The sequence below is a fragment of the Pseudarthrobacter sp. NPDC058196 genome, from assembly GCF_042882685.1.
GTDB lineage: Bacteria > Actinomycetota > Actinomycetes > Actinomycetales > Micrococcaceae > Arthrobacter.
On record NZ_JBHVVN010000011.1, the window covers coordinates 171,379 to 191,671 of the forward strand.

Here is a 20,293-nt window from a genome sequence, read left to right on the forward strand (position 1 = left end):
AGCTTAGCCGCGAAGGGTGCCTGGCCCCGATTCGGGGGTGCCTCCGTGAAACGGCGCATCCTCCGCAACACCTTGGGAATGAGGCGGCTGGGCGTCCAGCGGCTCGTCCATCCGGGCTTTCTTCGCTTCCTCCTGCGCCTCGCGTTCGGCCCGCTCCAGGCGACTCTCCACCGGCCCCGCCATCTGCACCGGGCGGGTTTCCTTGGAGAGCCACACTTCGCGGAAGTCACGCTTGCGGACGTCACGGAAGATGTCGGCGATCTCGGCCTGGTTCAGGGTTTCCCGCTCCAGCAGTTCAAGGGCAAGGATATCCAGGATGTCCCGGTTTTCGGTGAGGATTTCGTACGCCTCGTCGTGTGCCTGCTCGATCAGGCGGCGCACTTCCTCATCCACAACGTACGCGATCTGGTCCGAGTAGTTGCGCTCGTGCCCGGCGTCGCGGCCCAGGAACGGCTCACCGCCGCCCTGGCCCAGCCGGACAGCGCCGACGCGTTCGCTCATGCCGTATTCGGTGACCATCTTGCGAGCGGTGCCGGTGGCCTTTTCGATGTCGTTGGAGGCGCCGGTGGACGGATCGTGGAACACGATCTCCTCTGCGACGCGGCCGCCCATGGCGTATGCCATCTGGTCCAGGAGCTCGTTTCGGGTCACGGAGTACTTGTCGTTGTCCGGCACCACCATGGTGTAGCCCAGGGCCCGGCCGCGCGGGAGGATGGTGATCTTGGTGACCGGCGCCGAGTTCCGCAGCGCCGCGGCAACCAGGGCGTGGCCGCCCTCGTGGTAGGCGGTGATCTTGCGCTCGTGTTCCTTCATGACGCGGCTGCGCTTCTGCGGGCCGGCCATGACGCGGTCGATCGCCTCGTCCAGGGCGCGGTCGTCGATCAGGTTCGCGTTGGAGCGCGCGGTGAGCAGGGCAGCCTCGTTGAGGACGTTCGCCAGGTCAGCGCCGGTGTAGCCCGGCGTCTTCTTGGCGACGGCCTTGAGGTCGACGCCCGGAGCCATCGGCTTGCCCTTGGCGTGGACCTTGAGGATCTGGTCACGGCCGATCAGGTCGGGGGCCTCTACGCCGATTTGGCGGTCGAAGCGGCCCGGACGCAGCAGTGCCGGGTCCAGGACGTCGGGCCTGTTGGTGGCGGCGATGAGGATGACGTTGGTCTTGACGTCGAAGCCGTCCATCTCCACCAGCAGCTGGTTGAGGGTCTGCTCGCGTTCGTCGTTGCCGCCGCCGATGCCGGCGCCGCGGTGCCGGCCGACGGCGTCGATCTCGTCGACGAAGATGATGGCGGGCGAGTTGGCCTTGGCCTGTTCAAAGAGGTCGCGGACGCGGGAGGCGCCGACGCCGACGAACATTTCCACGAAGTCCGAGCCCGAGATGGAGAAGAAGGGGACGCCTGCCTCGCCGGCCACTGCGCGGGCCAGCAGCGTCTTACCGGTGCCGGGAGGGCCATAGAGCAGCACGCCCTTGGGGATCTTGGCGCCGACGGCCTGGAACTTGGCGGGCTCCTGCAGGAATTCCTTGATCTCCTGCAGTTCCTCCACGGCCTCATCGGAACCTGCGACGTCTGCGAAGGTCACCTGCGGCATGTCCTTGCTGACCATCTTGGCCTTGGACTTGCCGAACTGCATGATCTTGGAGCCGCCGCCCTGCATCCGGGTCATCAGGAACCAGAACAGGGCGCCCAGCAGGATCACGGGGATCAGGAGCGAGAGCAGGCCGGAGAACCAGTTGCTTTCGATCGGCTGGTCGGTGAAGCCCTGGGCGGGCTTGGCATCGGTGACAGCCTTCACCACATCCTGCGCGCGGGCGTCCACGAAGAAGAACTGCACGCTCTTGCCTTTGTCCTGCCCGTTCACCTGCAGGTTGTCCTTCAGCGTAAGGTCAACGCGGTTCTCGCCGTCGAAGATCTTGGCCTGCTCCACCTTGTTGCCGGAGAGCAGTTCCAGGCCCTTGTCCGTGTCGATCCGGGCCGCACCGCCGGGGGCGAGCGTTGCAAAAGCCACGAGGAGCAGACCGACCACAACGACGATCCAGATGCCCGGGCCTTTGAAGAAGTTCTTAGCTTTCATCTGTTCGGGGGCTCGCCCCGTCCCTTCCGGTAGTGCTTCACGGCGAGTAGTCTGCGCGCGTGATGGTGCTGCGTCAGCTTCTAGCTATACACCGTCCGGAGTACATCACGCATAGCGAAAAGCAAAAGTTCCCTGTGGGCGTAGCGGGCCCGGAAGTCCGGGAATGCCCCGGTCAGGGCTGTTCCCGCGGCGCTGCGACGGACCCGCGGGTGACCAGCGGGCAGCCGAGGAGCACCGGGCCGGCCGGCCCGCCCGGGGTGCCGGCGCCTGTCTTATGGGCTTCGCCGGAGCCGGCTTCGATGGCGTCGATCAACCGGTCGGCCGCCCACGCCCCCATTTCGTAGTGCGGAAGGGCCACGGTGGTCAGCCCGGGGTAAAGGCTGGCGGCAATCAGTTCCTGGTCATCGAAGCCGACCACGGACAGGTCGTCCGGGATGGAGAGGCCAAGTTCCGCCGCCGCGCGGTAGGCGCCCATGGCCATGCGGTCGTTGTAGCAGAAGAGGCCCGACGGCGGATGGGCGCCTCCCAGCATCCTACGGGCGGCAGTGTACCCGCCGGCAGCATCGGACGACGCCGGCTGGACGGGGGCGGAGGCGCCGTCCAGGCCGGCGCGGGTCAGCGTGTCCCGGAAACCCTGGAGCCTCTGGACGGTGGAGGGTACGTCCTCGTTGTTGTTGATGAACCCGATCCGGGTGTGGCCTGCAGCAAGGAGGGCTTCCACCGCGACAGCCGCGCCGCCGTATTCGTCCGGGACCACGGCCGCGAAGCTGTCGTCGGCCGTGACGGCATCCACCAGCACTGAAGGGACCTTGCCGAGGTTGGCGGGCACCTGCAGGTACCGGTGGTACATGGTGGCGTAGAGGATGCCGTCCACCTGCCGCTCGAGCAGGGACTCAACGTCGGCTTCGCGGGAGCCGCGGTCCGCCGATCCAGCGGTATTGATGATCATCAGGGTGTAGCCGCGGACGCGGGCCGCTTCGTCGGCGCCGAGGATGATGCGGCCGGCATGCGGCGTGGTGGCCACATCCTCGCTGACCAGGCCCAGCACACCGGACTTGCGGCTGCGGAGGGCCCGGGCCAGCCGGTTGGGCCCGTACCCCAGCCTGACCGCCGTCGTCTTCACTTTTTCGCGTGTTTCGGGGCTGACGCGGGCATACGGCGCGTCATTGAGGACATGGGAGACCGTGGTGGCGGACACCCCGGCCGCCCGGGCCACGTCCCTGATGCCGACGTTCCTGCTACCCACGGTGGTGGCCCCGGGCAGCAGGGGCTGCTGTCGCGGGCAGCTTATTCGTAGACGTGCGGGGCGAGGGTGCCCACGAAGTCCAGGTTGCGGTACTTTTCGGCATAGTCCAGGCCGTAGCCCACCACGAATTCGTTGGGAATGTCGTAGCCCACGTACTTGACGTCGATCTCCACCTTGGCGGCGGTGGGCTTGCGGAAGGCGGTGCAGATCTCCACCGAGGCGGTGCCGCGGGATTCCAGGTTGGTCTTCAGCCAGGACAGCGTGAGGCCGGAATCGATGATGTCCTCGACGATCAGGACGTCCTTGCCCATCAGGTCGGTGTCCAGGTCCTTCAGGATCCGCACCACGCCGGAGGACTGGGTCCCGGAGCCGTAGGAGGACACCGCCATCCAGTCCATGGAAACGTGGCTGTGCAGGGCCCTGGCCAAGTCCGCCATAACCATCACGGCGCCCTTGAGGACACCGACAACGAGGATCTCGCGCCCTTCGTAGTCCTTGTCGATCTGCGCGGCGAGTTCGGTGATCCGCTGCTGGATCTGTTCCTTGGTGTAGAGAACGTGCTTGAGGTCTGCCTGGACGTCGTTTGAATCCACCAATGGCTCCTGTTTAGATGCGGGGTGCGACTATTTTTGGGGCGGTTTTTGAGGCCGGAATACTAGCTTCCCACAGCGTGCCCGTTCACGGGGAACGGATCCGGCGCCTCCCGGGCCCCCGGCACCGGCCGGCCGTTCCAGTTGCGCCAGCGACAACCGGTACACACTCACGCCGCCGGGAAGCTCCACCGGGCCCGCGGAACCCTGCCGCCGAAGCAGCGCTTCCGCCGCCAAAAGGCGCTGGTAGCCGGGCTGCTGGCCGCCGGCGTCGGCCGCTGCCTTGGCAATCACGCGGAACCTGATGGCGGGGGCCAGGGCCCCCAGCGCCGCCTCCGGCAGGCTGAGGACCGTGCCGTCCCGCTCCACGAGCGAGGCATAGGTGCTTTCCGCCACATCCTCGAGGTAGTCGGCGTCCAGCTGCAGGATCGCGGCGGTGCGGGCCAGGGATTCGGCCACGCCAGGACCCAGCTTTTGCTCAAGGTGCGGGAGCACTTCCACCCTGGTACGCGAGCGCGCGAAAGCGGGGTCGGCATTGGTGGGGTCGTGCCAGGGCTCCAGCTCCTCGACGGCACAGATCTCCTCAGTGTCCGCCCGGCGCAGTCCCAGGAACGGGCGCAGCAGCACACTGTTTCCGGTTCCCGGGCGGGCAGGCCGCATGCCCGCGAGGGACCGGGTTCCGGAGCCGCGGGCAAGGCCCAGCAGGACCTGTTCGGCCTGGTCGTCGAGGGTGTGGCCCAGGAGGATGGCGCCGGCCCCCTGCTGGTCCGCTGCAGCCTCCAGCGCGGCGTGCCGGGCCTCGCGGGCAGCAGCTTCGGGGCCCAGGCCAACCGCCGCGACCGTGACGGTGCGGATTTCGACAGGATCGAGGCCCAACTCCCGCAGCGCCTTAGCGGTGCGGGCAGCAACCTGGGCGGACCCTGCCTGCAGCTGATGGTCCACCACCACGGCGCCCACTGCCAGCGGGTGGCCGTCAACGTGGCCACGCCGGGCGAAGTAAGCGGCCACCGCGGCGAGCGCCAGGGAGTCGGGCCCGCCGCTGCACGCCACGGTGATGCGGCGGGGATAGCCGGCGTCGGCGAGGGCCTTTTGCAGCATTTTGCGTGCAGTGCCGACGACGGGCGCGAGCCTGCCGGGACGTCGCCGTCCGCTGCGGCGCGGGGTTGGCCCGGTGGAAGGACTTTCAGGCATGGGCGGGTGGTGCGGCTGGGCGTCCGGCAATCAGAGGCCCATCCGGTCAATCCACAGCTTGGCGTCGTGGATCTCCGGCTCCGTGGGCAAGTGGTCCACCGACTCCCAGACTTTGTTGAAGCCCTCCATGCCGGCCACGTCCACCACGGCGCGGACAAAGCGGGCACCGTCGGAGTACTGCCGCATCTTCGCGTCCAGGCCCAGGAGGCTGCGGATGAACTTCTCGATCACGCCGCGGTCCCTGCCGCGGTCGTTGAACCGCTGACGGATGGTCTTCACGGAGGGGACGATGCTGGCGTCGACGGCGTCCATCACTACGTTGGCGTGCCCTTCGAGGAGGCTCATCACCGCAGTGAGGTGCGAGATGGCGGCCTTCTCCTCGGGGTCCTGCAGCAGGTCCAGGATGGCGCCCCGGCCCGGTGTGTTCCCGGAGGCGGAGCGGTCCTTCAGCGAACGGGCGGCAGCGGAGGCTCGCTCCATCAGGGAATCCACGTTGCCCAGCAGGTGGCCGCTGAGTTCGTCGATCTGTTCCAGCATGTGGTGGCGCAGCCAGGGCGCCGCGGCGAACTGGACCCGGTGGGTCTGCTCGTGCAGGCACACCCAGAGCCGGAAGTCCTCCGGCGCGACGTTGAGTTCGCGCTCCACCGAGACGATATTCGGTGCCACGAGCAGGAGCCGGCCCGCAGCTGGTGCGGTGGAGTTCTCGGCCAGGGCGGCGAAAGGATCGTACTGGCCCAGCACCTTGCTGGAAAGGAAGGCGAGCACCGCACCGAGCTGGCCGCCGGTAATGGCGCCGCTGACGCTGGCCGCGGAGGGGCTCAGGGTCCCGCGGCGGCTGTCCAGCATCTTCTGCATGGCGGGCTTGAGCATCACCGCGAAGCTCTGCGTGTTGGCCTTGGCCCATGATGCCCGGTCCACCACCAGCACGGATGAGTCCCGCAGGTCCCGCGCGGCCTCCAGGCCGGTGATCTCGTGGACATGCGGAACAGACGCGTCCGCGAGCCGGCGAAGGCTGTCCACCGCCTCGCCGATGGCCTTTTCATCCAGCACCGGGCCGGCCGGAGCCAGCCGCGCCGCGGCGGAAGCAGCGAGGTCCCAGTTGATCAGGGACTGCGCCGTCGGGGACAACATCGGTGCGGACTCGCGCGCGGTGGACTCCATGGTCCCATCAGAACACAGCACGCCGGACGACGTCCTTAAAGTTCGCTGACCGGCGAACTTCCACAGCCACCGCACAGGGTGCCGAAAGCACCGGCCCAGTCCGCCCGGCCATCGTGAAGGTACAGGCTAAGACCCTTAAGAAAGAGGCCACCATGATCCCCTACCGCCCCATCCCTCCCCTGGCCACAGGCCCGCGCAAGGGCTGGGCGTCGGTGCTAGCCGCCGTCGTCATGGCCGCGTTGCTGGGCGTGCAGCCGCAGTAGGTCAGCGGCAGCCGCACCCTGCCAGCACCGTGGCGGCACGGTCCAGCGCCTGCTTGTTCCCTGCCGCCCCCGGCGCGAGCCCGTTGCCGATGAACGAGAACACCAGGAGCCGGCCGTCGGCGTCCACCACGTAGCCGCTCAGGGCCAGGACGGTATTCAAGGTCCCGGTCTTGGCGCGCACCAGGCCTGCGCCGCCTGCCGTGGCGGCGTCCCCGTACCGGGTGTCCAGGGTGCCGGACAGGCCGCCCACCGGAAAGCCGTCCAGGGCGCCGCGAAGCCTGGAATCAGCGCCGCTGGTAATGGCCCTGACCACGTCCGTGAACTGGCGGGCCGACACCTGGTTGCCCAGGGCCAGCCCGCACACATCCACCAGTTTGATGGTGTCCGCGGCGACTCCGGCGGCCCCTGCCTCTGCTGTGACCGCTGCCGTGGCGCCGTCATTGCTGCCGGGCCCGCCGGTGGCCAGCGCGGCCATCCGGCCCATGGTCTCGGCCAGGTAGTTGTCCGATACCTGCAGCATCAGGTCCACCTGCTCGGCCACGGTGGCCGATTCAACCTCCGCGAGCACCACGGGCTGTGCCTGTCCGGCGGCGCCTGCCGCCGCGGCCGTGCCGGGTGGGCGTTCGACGCCGGCCGCGACGGTCAGGCCCGCCCCGGCACCTGCAGCGCGGAGCCGCGCGGCGAATTCCCCGGCCGCGGCCATAGCTGCATCCTGGGGCCGCGGACCCGTGGTGACCGCGGGATCGAAACGCGCAGAGTTGAGGGCGAGCGGGTAGAGCGGGGCGATTTCCCCTGCTTCCACGTCTCCTGCCAGCCAGGCCGGGTTCAGCGCGGGGCCGGTGAACAGCGAATCATCCAGCAGCACGGTGATTTCCCCGGTGGTGCCGGCAGCCCGCAACGCGTCCACGGCCAGGGCGGCAAGGGTGGCCATGCCGGCGTGGCCAAGGGTTTGTTCCGGCCGCGACTCCCCAGCCCCCAGCAGGACGTCGCCGCCACCCACCAGCAATACCTGCCCGGGAGCGGGACCGCGCAGCACCTTGGTGGCGAAACGGTGGTCCGGTCCCAGGGTCCGCAGCGCGGCGACCGACGTCAGCAGCTTGAGGTTGGACGCCGGCACCCGGCCTTCCGAGCCGCCCCGGTCAAATAGGACCTTGCCGGTGGACGCATCCTGCACCATGCCCGTGAAAGTACCGCCGCCGTCGGTGGTCAACAGCGGATCCACCTGGGCCGCCACCGCCGCGGGCGCGGGTTCCGGCGCGGACGGCTGGAGCGGGGCAAGGCCCCGTGGGGCCGACACCGTGGCGGGGAGCTGCTGCCAGGCCGGAACCGGCGCGGCCGGCGCAGTCGCTCCCGGGCCAACGAATCCCTGCGCCACCACCAGCGCCGCCGGGACTGCCAGGACCAACAGCAGCAATATCACCAGCACCGGAGGGATGGCCGCCCGAAGTGCCTGCCCCAGGCCTGCGGAGCCCAAGGAACGCCGGCCACGCCGGGACTCCGTGCCGGTTGTGTTGCTCATGCTGGTGCTGGTCCTCAAGTCCTGAAATTTCCCCACAAGTTCCTGATTCCAGGGCCTCTCGCTATATCCTCAATAATAGTCGGCGGTACCGACACTCTCTTTTGTGGGCCGTCAAGTGTGCCGCGCACCCCCTGTAATTGCCGAGGAGCATTCCATGAAGCACGACGTGACCATCGAGATCCCCAAGGGATCACGCGTCAAGTATGAAGTTGACCACGAGACCGGCCGCGTCCGCCTGGACCGCGTCCTCTTCACCTCCATGCAGTACCCCACGCACTACGGGTACTTCGAAAACACCCTCGGCGAGGACGGCGACCCGCTGGACGCCCTGGTCCTGCTGCAGGACTTCGACCTGCACCCGGGCGTCATCGTCGAGTCCCGCCCCATCGGCGTCTTCAACATGACCGACGACGGCGGCGGAGACGCCAAGATCCTGTGCGTTCCGGTGGATGCCCGCTTTGACCACATCCAGGAAGTCAGCGATGTCAACGAGTTCCTGATCAAGGAAATCGAGCACTTCTTCACCCGCTACAAGGACCTGGAGCCCGGCAAGTGGGTCAAGGCCGAGGGCTGGGGCGACCGCGCCGCCGCCGAGGCCGAACTGGAAGCCTCCATCAAGCGCTACGTGCCCACGGCCCACTAATTCCTGCGGCGGCCCGCCTTGGCGCGGCCTTCGCCACAAATCCCCGTCCACTGGACGAGTCCCCTCATCAGGCGAAGGGGAATTGTCCGGGAGGCGGGGATTTCTGTTGTCCGGCCACTGTGAATCTGTGGAATCGTGGACCTGTGCCTACCGAGCCGACGCTTAACCCCACCTTGTCGTTCAGCCCGCCCTGCGGACCCGTCACCGGCTGGCGGGACGGCGATGTCCTCCGCGCCACCGGCATCCCCTACGCCGCGGCCCGCCGCTTCCAGCCGCCGGCCGCCGTCCCGGACTGGACCTCCGACTATTCCGCCACGGCATTGGCCCCGGCCTGCCCGCAAGGCCCGGTCCCGTTCCTCGACGACGTCCTGGGCACCACCTACGGGGAGCTTCCGGGCAGCGAGGACTGCCAGAACCTCTCCATCACCATGCCCGGCGACCTCCAGCCGGCGGAACGGCTGCCCGTCATGGTGTGGATCCATGGCGGTTCCTACACCACAGGGTCCGGAGACCTGGCCATCTTCGATCCAGCCAGGCTGGTGGCCGAAAACCGCGTGGTGGTGGTGTCCGTGACCTACCGTCTGGGCCTGTTCGGGTTCCTGGCCACACCGGCCGGGCGCCCCGGCAACCTGGGGCTCCTGGACCAACTCGAGGCGTTCCGCTGGGTACAGCGGAACATCGCGGCCTTCGGTGGCGACCCACGCCGGGTCACCGCCTTCGGCCAGTCGGCCGGCGGCGACGCGATCGCCCACCTCATGGCCACCCCGGACGCGCCGGGGCTCTTCCAGCGCGCCATCATCCAAAGTGCGCCGCTGGGCATTGCCCGGGGACGCGCCAGGATGAACCACGCCATGGGCATCGCCGCCGAAACGGTGACCGAGGAAACCCCGGCCATGGAGGTGGTGGAACGCGAGGCGCAGGTAACCCAGGTGGCGCGGAAGTTCGGGATGCTCGCGGCCATGCCATTCGGAACGCAGTACGGCCACGATCCGCTCCCCGAGGAGGATGCCATCGAGGCGGCCTGGGACCGGTCCGCCCCCGCGATCGACGTGCTGATAGGGCACACAACTGAGGAAGCCCGGTTGTTCCTCCCCCGCAGCCCCTGGCTCATGCGGTTGGCAGCCGTTCCGCTGGTGGGCGCTGCCGCCGTCCGCGCCATCGACTGGGTGGTCACCGAAACCGTGTACGGCCGGGCCACCCGCCGCTTTGCCGGCCGGCACGTCAAGGCAGGCGGCCGTGCCCACCGGTACGTCCTGGGCTGGCACGCCCCCGGCAACATTTTCGGCGCCGCCCACACCATCGACCTGCCCCTGCTGCTCGGCAACCGGAAAACCTGGGACGGCGTAGGCCTGATCAAGGGTGCCCGCTGGGAGGACGTGGACTTGACCGGCCGCTCCGTTCGGGCCCTGTGGGCCGCCTTCGCGCGGGGCGATGAGCTGGGCGAAGCCGGAGCCGTTGACCGGGCGTTGCACTACAGGCGCATCTGAGGCCGCCATGAAGACCCTCGGTGTGGACCTGGCGGCAGCCACCAAGAAGACCGCCGTCGCCGTCATCGACTGGGACGCGGACAGCACGGGCAGCGGGGCCGCTGGACTCACCCACCTGGCCTTGGACGTGGATGATCAACACATCGTGGAACTGTTTGGCAGCAGCGACATGACCGGCGTCGACTGCCCCGTCGGCTGGCCCGATGCCCTGGTTCCGTTCCTCACCGGCCATCTCAACAACATCGCGGCCCCCGTCCTTGAGCACGACGGAATCGCCGGCCGCCGGCTGCTCGCCTACCGGGACACGGACCGCTTCTGCACTGCACAGACAGGCTTGATTCCGCTGAGCGTCTCCGCGGACCGGCTGGCGCACCCTGCCATGCGCTGCGCGGTCATCCAGGCCAAGATCGCACAGCTCCACGGGCCGCAACTGCGGGACGGTTCCGGCCGCCTGGCGGAGGTGTATCCGGCGGCGTCCCTGAAGATCTGGGGCCTTAACGGCCGCGGCTACAAGGGCCGCGGCATCCCGGAGGCCGAGCGCCTGGCCCTCCTGCTGGCCGCTCTCGAGGAACAGGCGCCATGGCTGGACCTGGCCGGGCACCGCGACAGCCTGGCAGGCTCGGACGACCTCTTCGACGCCGTCATCGCGTCCCTGACCGCCCGCGCCGCCGCCCGGCGTCGTACGCTCCTGCCGGACAGCGCCCACGCGGCGGCCGCCCGCAGCGAAGGCTGGATCCACTTGCCGGACTGCCGCCTCGACGAACTCCCGGGCTAGGACTCAGCCGCCCAGAGTCCAGTTCCGGATCTCCTCCGGTCGCGCCGGACCCGTTGCAGGGGTTTCACCTCCCCCAGCCTTGGCCGTTTCGTCATTTCTACTTCCGGGTAGGGTGTACCCAGAATGTTCACGCTGACCATCAACCAGACTGACAGCCGGCGCGACGGCGACCAGGTGCCGCAGCTGCTCAAAGCGCTGCGACATATCCCTGCGCGCCTGGATTTTGACCGGTCCGTCGAGGACGAAGTGCAGGGTGTGGTGGACTGCCCGCACCAGGCCGTGGAAGCGGCGCTGATCGCTTTGCGCAGCGGATCCTGGTACGTGGGCATCGGCGCCGGGCTGGTGGACGAGCCCCTGCCCAACCAAATCAAAGACGCCACCGGCCATGGCCTGGTTTACGCGCGCAGGGCTGTTGACCGGCTCCGCAGCAGCAAGGAGCGGATTCCGGTGGCAGTGGAGGGGCCACTGGCGGATGTCGCCCACGACGCGGAGGCCGTGCTGCGGCTGCTCGGACACATTGTCCGGGACCGCTCCGGCGCCGAATGGCGGGTGCTGGACCTGCTGACGCCAGGGGTCCGCGGCCAGCAAAAAGCGGTGGCACAGGAACTGGGCATCACCACCCAGGCAGTGAGCAAGGCAGTCTCCCGGGCGCAGTGGAACGAGGAACATTCCGCCCGGCCCGCTGCGGCGAGGTTGCTGGCCCTGATCCTCGAAGCAAGGTAGCAACGGCCGCGCTGGGTCATCCTGCTCGGGCAGCGGGTCAGGCGCCCGCCGCTGCCAGCACCGGTTCACCGTTGAAGTACTCCAGCTTCCAGCCGTCCACAGCGTGGTGGTGTGCCAGGTTCAAGGCGGCGTTGTCAACGCTGGCCAAGGTCCGGCCGATGGCGCGGCTGAGGCTGACCCGCAGCAGGGTACCGTGCGCCACCACCAGTACCCGCTGGCCGCGGAACTCCTCAGCCAATGCCTCGAGCGCGGCGAGGCCACGGTCCGCCGCCTCGGCTTCGCTCTCCGCACCCGTGAAACCGCCAGGCACCCGCAGCGCCTCCAGTTCCGGGCCGGCCTGCATTCCTTCGGCCGGGCCGAAGCTGCGCTCGGTCAGCTCGGGGATGCGCTTGGACACCGCGAGCCCCAACCCTTCGGCGATCAGGTCCGCGGTCTCGGCGGCCCGGCTCAGCGGGGAGGAGACGATCGCGTCCCATTCGTACGGGGCCAGGACGGCGACGGCGTCACGTGCCTGGCCGCGACCGACGTCGTTCAGCGGGATGTCCGTGGCACCCTGCAGCCGGCGCTCGGCGTTCCAGTCGGTCTGGCCATGGCGGACGAGGGCGAACGTCGTAAGGGTCATGGTTCTATTCTGCCTTGGCGCCGGGTGCCGGCCGGAATCCTGGCTTCCGGAGTGGACGGGTCAGAGCAGGCTGCGCAGTACGTGGGCCGCGCCGTCGTCGAACACCGAATGGGTGACCTCATCGGCTGCCGCAATCACTTCCTCCGGAGCCTGCCCCATGGCAACTCCGCGGCCCGCCCAGCTGAGCATCTCAATATCGTTCCGTCCATCGCCAACGGCGACAGTGAGGTGCTGCTCGATGCCGAGCCGGAGCCGAAGGTTCTCCAAGGCGCTGGCCTTGGTCACCCCTGCCGCTGCGATATCCAGCCACGCAGTCCAGCCCACCGAGTACGTCACCCCGGCCAGTCCCACGTGTTCGATGGCCTCATTGAATTCCTCGGGTGTGTTTTCAGTGCTGAACACCACCACGCGCACGGCGGTGGCCTCCAGCATGGTGTGGAAGTCGACGCCTACGGCCTCGACGCCGAAACTGGCGTCCTGGAACCGTTCCGTGGAGAGGAAGTTTCCGTCGGCGTCCTCCAGCGCGTACTTGGCGGAGGGAAGCCGCTCCCGGAGGGCCCTCAGGGCGGGCCCGGGGTCGAAGGTGGCCTTGTGGATGATCTCGTAGCCGTTGGCCAGTTCGGGGTGGAGCCGGAGAGTCACGCCACCGTTGCAGCAGACGGCGTAGCCGCGCTCAATCCCGATCGTTTCGATGACGGGAAGGGTGGCGTTCAAGGAGCGGCCGGTGGCGATCATTACCTCGTGCCCGGCCGCCACCACCGCCTGCGCCGCGTCCCGCACGCCCGGCGTCATGTGGCCATCGTGGTCCACCAGGGTGCCGTCCACGTCCAGCGCGACCATCAGCTTTTGGTCGATCCCCGAAAAGCCGCAGGTGTTGGTGTTGTCTCGATTGTTCTCTCGCCGGTCATCGTTGCCGGCGACTGAGGTTTCAGTCAGCGTTGTCATTGAAACAGTGAAGCAGACGTCACTGACAGGCGCTAGGACGCAGGACACAGCTTTACTGAACTGTTGATTAACTGCGGGTTTCCGCAACTTTGAGGAGGATCCGGCGGCGGTTCCTCGCTACCGCGTGTCAGAGGCTTGATCGCAGAGCACACACTTCGAGAATCTGATTCGCGATCAAGCTTAGGAATACCCGGGGGTACGGCGCTCATCTGCGTCGGAGGCCGGCAGCCAGCAGTTTGGCGCGGAGCCGGTCGGGATTCTGCAGGTCGGCCCAGTGCCAACGTACGAAGCCGTGACCAAGTGCCCGGATCCGGTCCTCACGGATCTTCTCCCGGTAGACCTCGAATTCACCAACCACCCCCGGCTTTGGCCACCAGAAATCAGTCCTCCCAATGAAACCTTCCCGGTCGGCAAAAGTGCGCTGAAGGACGGGCTGCTCAAAGCCCAGGAATTCGAAGACTGCCCTGCTGTAGGACTCCCCCACAGATTCCGGCAACGGGCTGGCAAGGGAAGCGGCGCGTTCGGCACGTGCCACGGCGGAAGCGTGCGGCAGCGCCCGGATCCCGTCCCGGATGTCCTGAAGCGACCACAGGCTGGCATCAGCGGGCATCTGGCCATCCCTGTGGAGCTTTCGTGCGGCCCCGTCAGCCACCACCAAAGCTTGGCTCAGACTGTTGGTTGACATGATGTCCAGGGTGGTCTCCACCAGTCCGAGGCAGAGGAACTCGCCATGGCGCACGGGTTCACGCACCTGCTTGAGCCGGTACTGGAGGGGGTAGGACCGCACCTCACGCGCTTCCCGGGCGGCTTTGTCCGTGCCCAGGACCAGGAACGGCGACTTCCTCATGCCGCTCCGGCCCGGCAGGTTGGTTGCCAACTCCACGCATCGCGGGGCGCCCAGCGTTGGTAAGCCGATGGCCAATGCAGCCGTCTGCCCGCAGAGGACCGCGCCGCTGACGGACCTCGCAATTGCCGCCGTCGACCACGCGAAGCGTTGTGCGGGCCAGGCGCTGATCCAGTCATCGGTCCGCACGTAGAAGCCCCGTCGGATACGTACCAGCTGCCCTGCCTTGAAGGCGCGGTGCACAGCATCAGTGCCCGCCCCGGTGCGGAGAATGGCGGCGGTATCAATCAGACCGGGTGGTATCTCCATACCGCAAGGATGCAGGGCTGGAGCCTGCCGGACTCATCGCCCGTGGCCGTATGTGGACAGTTCGCAGCGAAACCAAAGCTTGTTCGCGCATCCGATCGGTGACAGGCCGGCTTCGCGAACGAGCCTATGAAAGGGAAACCCCTACAGGACCGGCAGTACCTCGAGGCCGCCGAGGTACTTCTGCAGCGCCTTGGGTACGTTGACCGAGCCGTCTGCGTTCTGGTGGTGCTCCAGCAGCGCCACAATCCAGCGGGTGGTGGCCAGGGTGCCGTTCAGGGTGGCCACGGCCCGGGTGCCCTTGGCGACGCCGTCAGCGTTGACCGCGCGCTCACGGATGTTAAGGCGGCGCGCCTGGAACGTGGTGCAGTTCGAGGTGGAGGTCAGCTCGCGGTAGGCGCCCTGGGTGGGGACCCAGGCTTCGCAGTCGTACTTCCGGGCGGCGGAGGTTCCCAGATCGCCCGCCGCAGTGTCGATGACCCGGTAGGGCAACTCGCACTTGGCCAGCATCTCTTCTTCCCAGGCAAGCAGCCGCTGGTGCTCGGCGGCGGCTTCTTCGACCGTGGTGTAGATGAACATCTCCACCTTGTTGAACTGGTGCACGCGGATGATGCCGCGGGTGTCCTTGCCATGCGAGCCGGCTTCGCGGCGGTAGCAGGAGCTCTGGCCGGCGTAGCGGATGGGCCCGGCGGAGAAATCCAGGATCTCGTCGGCGTGGTAGCCGGCAAGTGCCACCTCGGAGGTGCCCACCAGGTACAGGTCGTCCTCGGCAAGGCGGTAGATCTCGGCGTCGTGCTTCACATCGAAGCCGGTGCCCTGCATAGTTTCAGGGCGGACCAGCGTGGGGGTGATCATCGGGATGAAGCCGGCCTGGATGGCCTGGTCCATGGCCATCTGCAGCAGGGCCATTTCCAGCCGGGCTCCAACGCCGCGGAGGAAGTAGAAGCGGGCGCCGGAGACCTTGGCACCGCGCTCCATGTCGATCGCGCCGATCAACTCGCCGATCTCCAGGTGGTCCTTGGGCTCAAAGTCGGGGAACTCGCGCGGGGTCCCTACGGTCTTGACCACCACGTAGTCGTCCTCGCCGCCCTCGGGAACGCCGTCCTCCACCAGGTTGGGGACGGTGCGCAACAGCTCTTCCTGCTTGGTCTGCGCGGCGTCGGCCTCGGCGGAGGCCGCCTTAACGGAGTTGGCCAGCTCCTTGACCTCTGCCAGCAGCGCCTGCTTCTCCTCGCCCTTGGCCTGCGCCACCTTCTTGCCGAAAGCGTTCTGCTCGGCGCGCAGGTTTTCGAAGCGGATCAGGGCTGCGCGGCGCGCGGCATCCGCGGAGATGATCGCGTCCACCACTGATTCGTCCGCGCCGCGGGCGCGCTGGCTGGCACGGAACTTGTCCGGGTTTTCGCTGAGGTCTTTTACGTCGATCACCAGACAAGGGTATCCAATACAGCGCACGACGGCGGGCGGCAGGCTCCGTGCGCCGGGCAGCCGCCCGCCGGGCTACTGTTGAACCACCATGAGCGACTGGATTCTCTACCTGCTGATTGCGGTGGCCCTTGCCTTCGCCACCTCCAGTTGGTGGGGGGTCCGGCGCCTCCAGGCCCTGCACGTGCGCAGCGCGGTGGCCGGTGAAGCCTACGATCCAGGCCTGGCGCAGCAGCGGGTGGCCGTTGTCCTCAATCCGATCAAGGCGCGCGCGGACGAAGCCAAGGCCACTATCCAGCGCGCCTGCCTGGCAGCGGGCTGGGAGGAACCGGCCTTTTTCGAGACAACCGCGGATGACCCCGGCTTTTCACAGATGCAGGCCGCCCTGGCCGGCAAGCCCGACGTCGTCCTGGTGGGCGGTGGCGACGGCACGGTCCGCGTGGTGGCGGAGGCCCTGGCACACACCGATGTTGCCATGGGCCTGATCCCGCTGGGAACCGGGAACCTGCTGGCCCGGAACGTCGACCTTGACGTGAACGATCTCCATGGGAACGTGCAGACGGCGCTGTTCGGCCGCCAGCGCTACATAGACACCGCCCGGATGGCCATCGAGAACTCCCGCACCGGGCATTACTCCGAGCACGTCTTCCTGGTGATTGCCGGGATTGGCATGGACGCGGAGGTCCTGGCGGACACCAATGCCGGGTTGAAAAAGGCGGTCGGCTGGCTCGCCTACACGGAGGCGGGCGTCCGCCACCTCCCTGGCCGGCGGAAGAAGGTGTCGATCTCGCTGGACGGCAACCCGGAGCAGGTGCGGAACATCCGCAGCGTACTTTTTGCCAACTGTGGCCTGGTGCCCGGCGGCATCGACTTCATTCCGCAGGCAATGATTGACGACGGCATGCTGGACGTGGTGGTCATGAGTCCGCGCAGCGCCCTGGGCTGGCTGCTGATGTACATGAAGATCATGTTCAAGCACAGCGGAAAGCTGCCGATCATGACTGTCTACAGGTCGGTCAAAGTGGTCATCAGGTGTCCCGAGCCCATGCCCACCCAACTCGATGGCGACACGTCCGGGGAAGCCACGCAGCTCACCGTCCAGGTTGAACCGAAGTCACTGCTCGTCCGGGTCAGAGGTCAGGAACAGGGCCGCGCCGGGCCGGCGAAACCCCGCTTCTAAGCGTGGAGGCCATCAGGGGCTGGGGAAGGCTTGGGGCAGGCCTTCCCGGCCGGTTAACACGGATCAGGCGCCGGCGTCCTTCTTCTCTGCTTCAGCGGCTGCTTTGGCAGCGGCATGGGCCTCGGACTGTTCACGGATCATTGCCTGTTCCTCTTCGAAACGCAGGCGGTCCGCGCGGTCAGCATCGTCGCCGTCCCAGTCCTGGTTGTCTGCGGCAGGCTTGGGGTTGACGATCATCCCCTGGCCGTCGTTGTCAGTGGTGCTGGTCATGACCCGCTCCCTTCATTAGGGGCCATACCCCGTGTGGATCAAGCAAGCATACGCATTGTGCACACCCCGCGGAAGTACTCCGGAAGGCATTTGCCTACGCTGTGGGCGAAGACCCGGAACCGCTTTCACCTGCGGTGGATGCCGTGCCAAGTATGGATCCGACCCACTCCCGGGCCGCTGAGAACGCGGCATCGGAGGTGTGCGGCGCCACCGCGGTGGCCTGCCCGTCCGCCCGCGCATACGAACCCAGGAAACGGGTCCCGGGGCTGATGCGGTGCAGCCCCGCCAGGGCATCCGCGACGCGTGCCTCGCCGGCATGGCCATCCGCGTCAATACTGAAGAAGTAATGTCCCAGGTACTGCCCGGTGGGACGCGATTCGATCCGGCTGAGGTTGACGCCGCGGCTGGCGAACTGGTCGAGGATCTCCATCAGCGCACCCGGGCGGTCCTCCGGAAGCGGGACAACGAGGGTGGTCTTGTCCGCGCCGGTGCGCTCCGGCAGGACACCCGGACGGCTGACCAGGATGAAGCGCGTCACCGCGCCCGGGTTGTCACCGATGTTCTCCGCCATGACTGACAGGCCCGGATGTGCACGCGCAACGAGCGGTGCGCAGATGGCGGCATCGTAGTGGCAGTCACCCTCCAGCAGCCCCATGGCTGAGGCCGCGGTCGACGAACCCGGAACATATTCCGCACCGGGCATGTTCTTGTCCATCCACATCCGGCACTGGGCCCACGCGTGGCCATGGGTGGACACGCGCCGTACGTCCTCCCTGCGCACACCGGTCCGGGTCACCAGCACAAAGCTGATGGGGACCAGGACCTCCCGGATGATCCGCAGTTCCTGGCCGGTGGCAATCGCGTCGAGCGTGGCGGTGACGCCGCCTTCCACCGAATTTTCAATCGGCACCATGGCAGCGTCGGCAGATCCGCCGCGCACTTGGTCCAGGGCAGCATTGACGTTCGACGCCGGCACCCGGACTGCCTGCTGCGCGCCGGGCACCTGCAGCAGGGCAGCCTCGGTGAACGTGCCCTCGGGTCCGAGGAACGCATAGGTGGGGGAACTGCCGGGCACTACAGCACCAGCGGCTTGAGTCCGTTGTCCGAGACCAGGGGTTTGCCCGATTCCAGCCACTGGTCCATCCCGCCGGAGACGTTGATGGCGGTATATCCCTGGCCTGTGAGCCACTGCGCAACTCGGAACGACCGCCCGCCGGTCCGGCAAATGACATAGACGTCCTCGTCCGGATCGAGCTCGCCCAGCCGGGCCGGGATCTGGTCCATGGGTATGTGGAGCGCACCGTCGGCATGCCCGGCGACCCACTCGTAGTCCTCCCGGACGTCCAGGATTACGGCATCATCAGGGATGTCGTGGACGGGCACGGTATCGAAATCGCTCATCGGAGTCCTGTCGTGGCGGATCGGAGTTCACGTTAAAGCCTAGTCCTTCCGCCAGGGATGGTGCGGGAAACCGGCAAGTTAGGCTGGTGGCTCCCAAGGAGGTTTCCATGTCCCGTCAGCAGTCTGCCCGCCCGGCACCGCCACCGGCACGCCCCGGCCGGGACCTCGGCGGAGATGCCGGCCCATCCGCGGCCCCGGAGCCGGAAGGCCGGGTCCTTGGCTGAACTCCACGAGCTGCCGGCACTGGACCTGCGGAACCTCCTGCGCGGCGGGACCGTGTCCGCTGCTGACGCCACCGCGCATTTCCTGGCGCGCATCGGCCAGCACAATCCACTGCTGGGAGCCTTCATCACCGTCACCGCGGACCAGGCCATGGAACAGGCCCTGGCTGCTGATGACCTGCACTCCCACGCCGACACCGAAGCCTTGCCGCTGCTGCACGGCATGCCGCTGGGTTTCAAGGACCTCACCGATGTGGCCGGCGTGGTGACCACCCACGGAAGTGCCGCCGTCGAGCATAAACCCGCTCCCGCGGACGCTCCCCTGGTGGCCCTCCTCAAGGAAACGGGCGTGGTTTCCCTGGGCAAGACCCAAGTGCCCGAGTTCGGCCTGACGGCCTACAGCGAAAACCGCATCGCGCCGCCGTCGCGCAATCCGCACGCACCCAGCAGGAGTTCGGGCGGCTCCTCCGGCGGCAGCGCTGCCGCCGTGGCGGCGGGATTGCTGCCCTTCGCGCCGGGGACCGACGGCGGTGGTTCAGTCAGGATTCCGGCAGCCGCCTGCGGCCTGGTGGGGCTGAAGCCGGGCCGCGGGCTGGTGGCTGCCGGGGAAAGCGGCGGTGACCCCGCCCGGCTGGTGGTCCCGGGCCCCCTTGCCCGGAACGCCAAAGATGCCGCGCTGATGATGGACGCCGTCGCACCCGGGCACGAATACCTCGCGGCCATCGGCCAGGAGCCGCCGCCGTTGAGGATCGGCGTCACACTGGAGAGTCCATGGTCCGGCACGTTCCCCTTCAGCATCGAACAGGAAGCGCTCGACGCCCTCAGGGCAGGCGAAAGGCTCCTGGAACACGCCGGCCACACCCTGGCCGAAGCTGCCGTGCGGTACGACAACCGCTATCCCGATGCCTTCACCACCGCGTGGACGGCAGGAGTCGGTTCGGCACGGATCAGCCCTTCCCGTGAAGCGCTGCTGGCGCCCCTGACCCGGACGTTCCGGCGGCGCGCCCAGCAACGCAGCCCGGCGAAGCTTGCCGAAGCCCTGGCGTTCCTGCGGCAGTTCCAGCACGACACCGTTGCGCAGTACGGCCAGTGGGACCTGATGTTAATGCCCGCGCTGGCGCAGACACCCCGCCCGGTGGGCTGGTTCACCGGGACCAGCCACGGCGGCGGGCGCTGGCCGGCCGTACAGTGGCCAGGAGATGCCGACGGCGACTACCGGAAGCAGTGCGAATATGCGCCGTGGTCCTCGATGGTTAACGTGTGCGGACTGCCGGCCATCACGGTCCCTGTCCACTGGACCGGAGGAGCCACCGGCAGCGGACTTCCGATGGGCGTCCAACTGGTGGGCCCCATGGGCTCGGAGGCCCTCCTGCTGCAGGTGGCGCATCAACTGGGCTTCTAGGCACCGTGGCGGTGT

19 protein-coding genes are annotated in these 20,293 nt (G+C 67.8%); 6 read left to right on the forward strand and 13 right to left on the reverse strand.

All coding sequences use genetic code 11. The features are described 5' to 3' along the window. Nucleotides 1-3: 3 nt before the first annotated feature. From ftsH to dacB, 6 genes are all read right to left on the reverse strand, one after another. Nucleotides 4-2,067, reverse strand: a complete 2,064-nt coding sequence (ftsH, locus tag ACFVVC_RS16855; protein ID WP_387455745.1) for an ATP-dependent zinc metalloprotease FtsH — start codon at nt 2,065-2,067, stop codon at nt 4-6. A gap of 172 nt (nt 2,068-2,239) precedes the next feature. After that, the gene (locus tag ACFVVC_RS16860; protein ID WP_387455747.1) at nt 2,240-3,313 is read right to left on the reverse strand and encodes a LacI family DNA-binding transcriptional regulator; all 1,074 of its coding nucleotides are present in this window, start codon (nt 3,311-3,313) and stop codon (nt 2,240-2,242) included. Nucleotides 3,314-3,354: 41 nt separating this feature from the next. Then, nucleotides 3,355-3,906 (reverse strand): hypoxanthine phosphoribosyltransferase, encoded by a 552-nt coding sequence (hpt, locus tag ACFVVC_RS16865; RefSeq protein WP_018762659.1) that lies wholly within the window; start codon nt 3,904-3,906, stop codon nt 3,355-3,357. A 30-nt stretch (nt 3,907-3,936) separates the two neighbouring features. Further along, a complete protein-coding gene (tilS, locus tag ACFVVC_RS16870) occupies nt 3,937-5,001 on the reverse strand; it encodes a tRNA lysidine(34) synthetase TilS (RefSeq protein WP_387455886.1) in 1,065 nt (354 codons plus the stop codon). A 123-nt stretch (nt 5,002-5,124) separates the two neighbouring features. Further along, complete coding sequence (locus ACFVVC_RS16875; RefSeq protein WP_387455889.1) at nt 5,125-6,255, reverse strand: zinc-dependent metalloprotease; 1,131 nt, start codon at nt 6,253-6,255, stop codon at nt 5,125-5,127. Nucleotides 6,256-6,519: 264 nt separating this feature from the next. Beyond that, nucleotides 6,520-8,037, reverse strand: coding sequence for a D-alanyl-D-alanine carboxypeptidase/D-alanyl-D-alanine-endopeptidase (gene dacB / locus ACFVVC_RS16880; protein ID WP_387455751.1), 1,518 nt, complete (start codon nt 8,035-8,037; stop codon nt 6,520-6,522). A 154-nt stretch (nt 8,038-8,191) separates the two neighbouring features. On the opposite strand from dacB, the gene ACFVVC_RS16885 reads away from it, so the two are divergent. The 4 genes from ACFVVC_RS16885 to ACFVVC_RS16900 all read left to right on the forward strand — a co-directional run bounded on the left by ACFVVC_RS16885 (nt 8,192) and on the right by ACFVVC_RS16900 (nt 11,665). Then, nucleotides 8,192-8,680 (forward strand): inorganic diphosphatase, encoded by a 489-nt coding sequence (locus tag ACFVVC_RS16885; RefSeq protein ID WP_159823766.1) that lies wholly within the window; start codon nt 8,192-8,194, stop codon nt 8,678-8,680. Between the two features lie 143 nt (nt 8,681-8,823). Continuing rightward, nucleotides 8,824-10,167, forward strand: a complete 1,344-nt coding sequence (locus tag ACFVVC_RS16890) for a carboxylesterase family protein (RefSeq protein WP_387455755.1) — start codon at nt 8,824-8,826, stop codon at nt 10,165-10,167. Nucleotides 10,168-10,174: 7 nt separating this feature from the next. Continuing rightward, the gene (locus tag ACFVVC_RS16895; protein ID WP_387455758.1) at nt 10,175-10,942 is read left to right on the forward strand and encodes a DUF429 domain-containing protein; all 768 of its coding nucleotides are present in this window, start codon (nt 10,175-10,177) and stop codon (nt 10,940-10,942) included. A gap of 123 nt (nt 10,943-11,065) precedes the next feature. Beyond that, nucleotides 11,066-11,665, forward strand: a complete 600-nt coding sequence (locus ACFVVC_RS16900) for a hypothetical protein (RefSeq protein ID WP_387455761.1) — start codon at nt 11,066-11,068, stop codon at nt 11,663-11,665. A gap of 37 nt (nt 11,666-11,702) precedes the next feature. On the opposite strand, the gene ACFVVC_RS16905 is transcribed toward ACFVVC_RS16900, so the two are convergent. From ACFVVC_RS16905 to serS, 4 genes are all read right to left on the reverse strand, one after another. After that, a complete protein-coding gene (locus tag ACFVVC_RS16905; protein WP_387455764.1) occupies nt 11,703-12,287 on the reverse strand; it encodes a histidine phosphatase family protein in 585 nt (194 codons plus the stop codon). Between the two features lie 60 nt (nt 12,288-12,347). Beyond that, on the reverse strand, nt 12,348-13,232 hold the full coding sequence (locus ACFVVC_RS16910) for an HAD family hydrolase (protein ID WP_387455767.1): 885 nt from the start codon (nt 13,230-13,232) through the stop codon (nt 12,348-12,350). Between the two features lie 205 nt (nt 13,233-13,437). After that, nucleotides 13,438-14,385: a hypothetical protein gene (locus ACFVVC_RS16915; RefSeq protein ID WP_387455770.1), complete on the reverse strand. Its 948-nt coding sequence runs from the start codon at nt 14,383-14,385 to the stop codon at nt 13,438-13,440. A gap of 141 nt (nt 14,386-14,526) precedes the next feature. Next, entirely contained in the window at nt 14,527-15,807 is a 1,281-nt protein-coding gene (serS, locus tag ACFVVC_RS16920) for a serine--tRNA ligase (protein WP_387455773.1), read from the reverse strand. Nucleotides 15,808-15,895: 88 nt separating this feature from the next. Between serS and ACFVVC_RS16925 the strand changes: the two genes are divergently transcribed. Then, nucleotides 15,896-16,984 (forward strand): diacylglycerol/lipid kinase family protein, encoded by a 1,089-nt coding sequence (locus ACFVVC_RS16925; protein WP_387455776.1) that lies wholly within the window; start codon nt 15,896-15,898, stop codon nt 16,982-16,984. A gap of 63 nt (nt 16,985-17,047) precedes the next feature. Here the strand turns inward: ACFVVC_RS16925 and ACFVVC_RS16930 are convergent, their stop codons facing one another. From ACFVVC_RS16930 to ACFVVC_RS16940, 3 genes are all read right to left on the reverse strand, one after another. After that, nucleotides 17,048-17,254 carry a hypothetical protein gene (locus tag ACFVVC_RS16930; RefSeq protein ID WP_018762673.1) on the reverse strand — a complete coding sequence of 69 codons (207 nt, stop codon included), beginning with the start codon at nt 17,252-17,254 and terminating at the stop codon, nt 17,048-17,050. A 94-nt stretch (nt 17,255-17,348) separates the two neighbouring features. After that, nucleotides 17,349-18,329, reverse strand: a complete 981-nt coding sequence (gene pheA / locus ACFVVC_RS16935) for a prephenate dehydratase (RefSeq protein ID WP_387455778.1) — start codon at nt 18,327-18,329, stop codon at nt 17,349-17,351. Continuing rightward, nucleotides 18,329-18,655: a rhodanese-like domain-containing protein gene (locus tag ACFVVC_RS16940; protein WP_387455780.1), complete on the reverse strand. Its 327-nt coding sequence runs from the start codon at nt 18,653-18,655 to the stop codon at nt 18,329-18,331. The genes pheA and ACFVVC_RS16940 overlap by 1 nt, the downstream gene beginning before the upstream one ends. A gap of 216 nt (nt 18,656-18,871) precedes the next feature. Between ACFVVC_RS16940 and ACFVVC_RS16945 the strand changes: the two genes are divergently transcribed. Continuing rightward, on the forward strand, nt 18,872-20,278 hold the full coding sequence (locus ACFVVC_RS16945; protein WP_387455783.1) for an amidase: 1,407 nt from the start codon (nt 18,872-18,874) through the stop codon (nt 20,276-20,278). The last annotated feature ends 15 nt before the right edge of the window (nt 20,279-20,293 follow it).

Bases quoted from the DNA above. Each gene is read 5' to 3' on its own strand.
- ACFVVC_RS16925 (WP_387455776.1), top strand. From the start codon at position 15,896: ATGAGCGACTGGATTCTCTACCTGCTGATTGCGGTGGCCCTTGCCTTC.
- dacB (WP_387455751.1), bottom strand. From the start codon at position 8,037: ATGAGCAACACAACCGGCACGGAGTCCCGGCGTGGCCGGCGTTCCTTG.
- ACFVVC_RS16940 (WP_387455780.1), bottom strand. From the start codon at position 18,655: ATGAGCGATTTCGATACCGTGCCCGTCCACGACATCCCTGATGATGCC.
- ftsH (WP_387455745.1), bottom strand. From the start codon at position 2,067: ATGAAAGCTAAGAACTTCTTCAAAGGCCCGGGCATCTGGATCGTCGTT.
- ACFVVC_RS16885 (WP_159823766.1), top strand. From the start codon at position 8,192: ATGAAGCACGACGTGACCATCGAGATCCCCAAGGGATCACGCGTCAAG.
- ACFVVC_RS16905 (WP_387455764.1), bottom strand. From the start codon at position 12,287: ATGACCCTTACGACGTTCGCCCTCGTCCGCCATGGCCAGACCGACTGG.
- ACFVVC_RS16895 (WP_387455758.1), top strand. From the start codon at position 10,175: ATGAAGACCCTCGGTGTGGACCTGGCGGCAGCCACCAAGAAGACCGCC.
- tilS (WP_387455886.1), bottom strand. From the start codon at position 5,001: ATGCTGCAAAAGGCCCTCGCCGACGCCGGCTATCCCCGCCGCATCACC.
- ACFVVC_RS16875 (WP_387455889.1), bottom strand. From the start codon at position 6,255: ATGGAGTCCACCGCGCGCGAGTCCGCACCGATGTTGTCCCCGACGGCG.
- ACFVVC_RS16910 (WP_387455767.1), bottom strand. From the start codon at position 13,232: ATGACAACGCTGACTGAAACCTCAGTCGCCGGCAACGATGACCGGCGA.
- ACFVVC_RS16930 (WP_018762673.1), bottom strand. From the start codon at position 17,254: ATGACCAGCACCACTGACAACGACGGCCAGGGGATGATCGTCAACCCC.
- ACFVVC_RS16900 (WP_387455761.1), top strand. From the start codon at position 11,066: ATGTTCACGCTGACCATCAACCAGACTGACAGCCGGCGCGACGGCGAC.
- ACFVVC_RS16915 (WP_387455770.1), bottom strand. From the start codon at position 14,385: ATGGAGATACCACCCGGTCTGATTGATACCGCCGCCATTCTCCGCACC.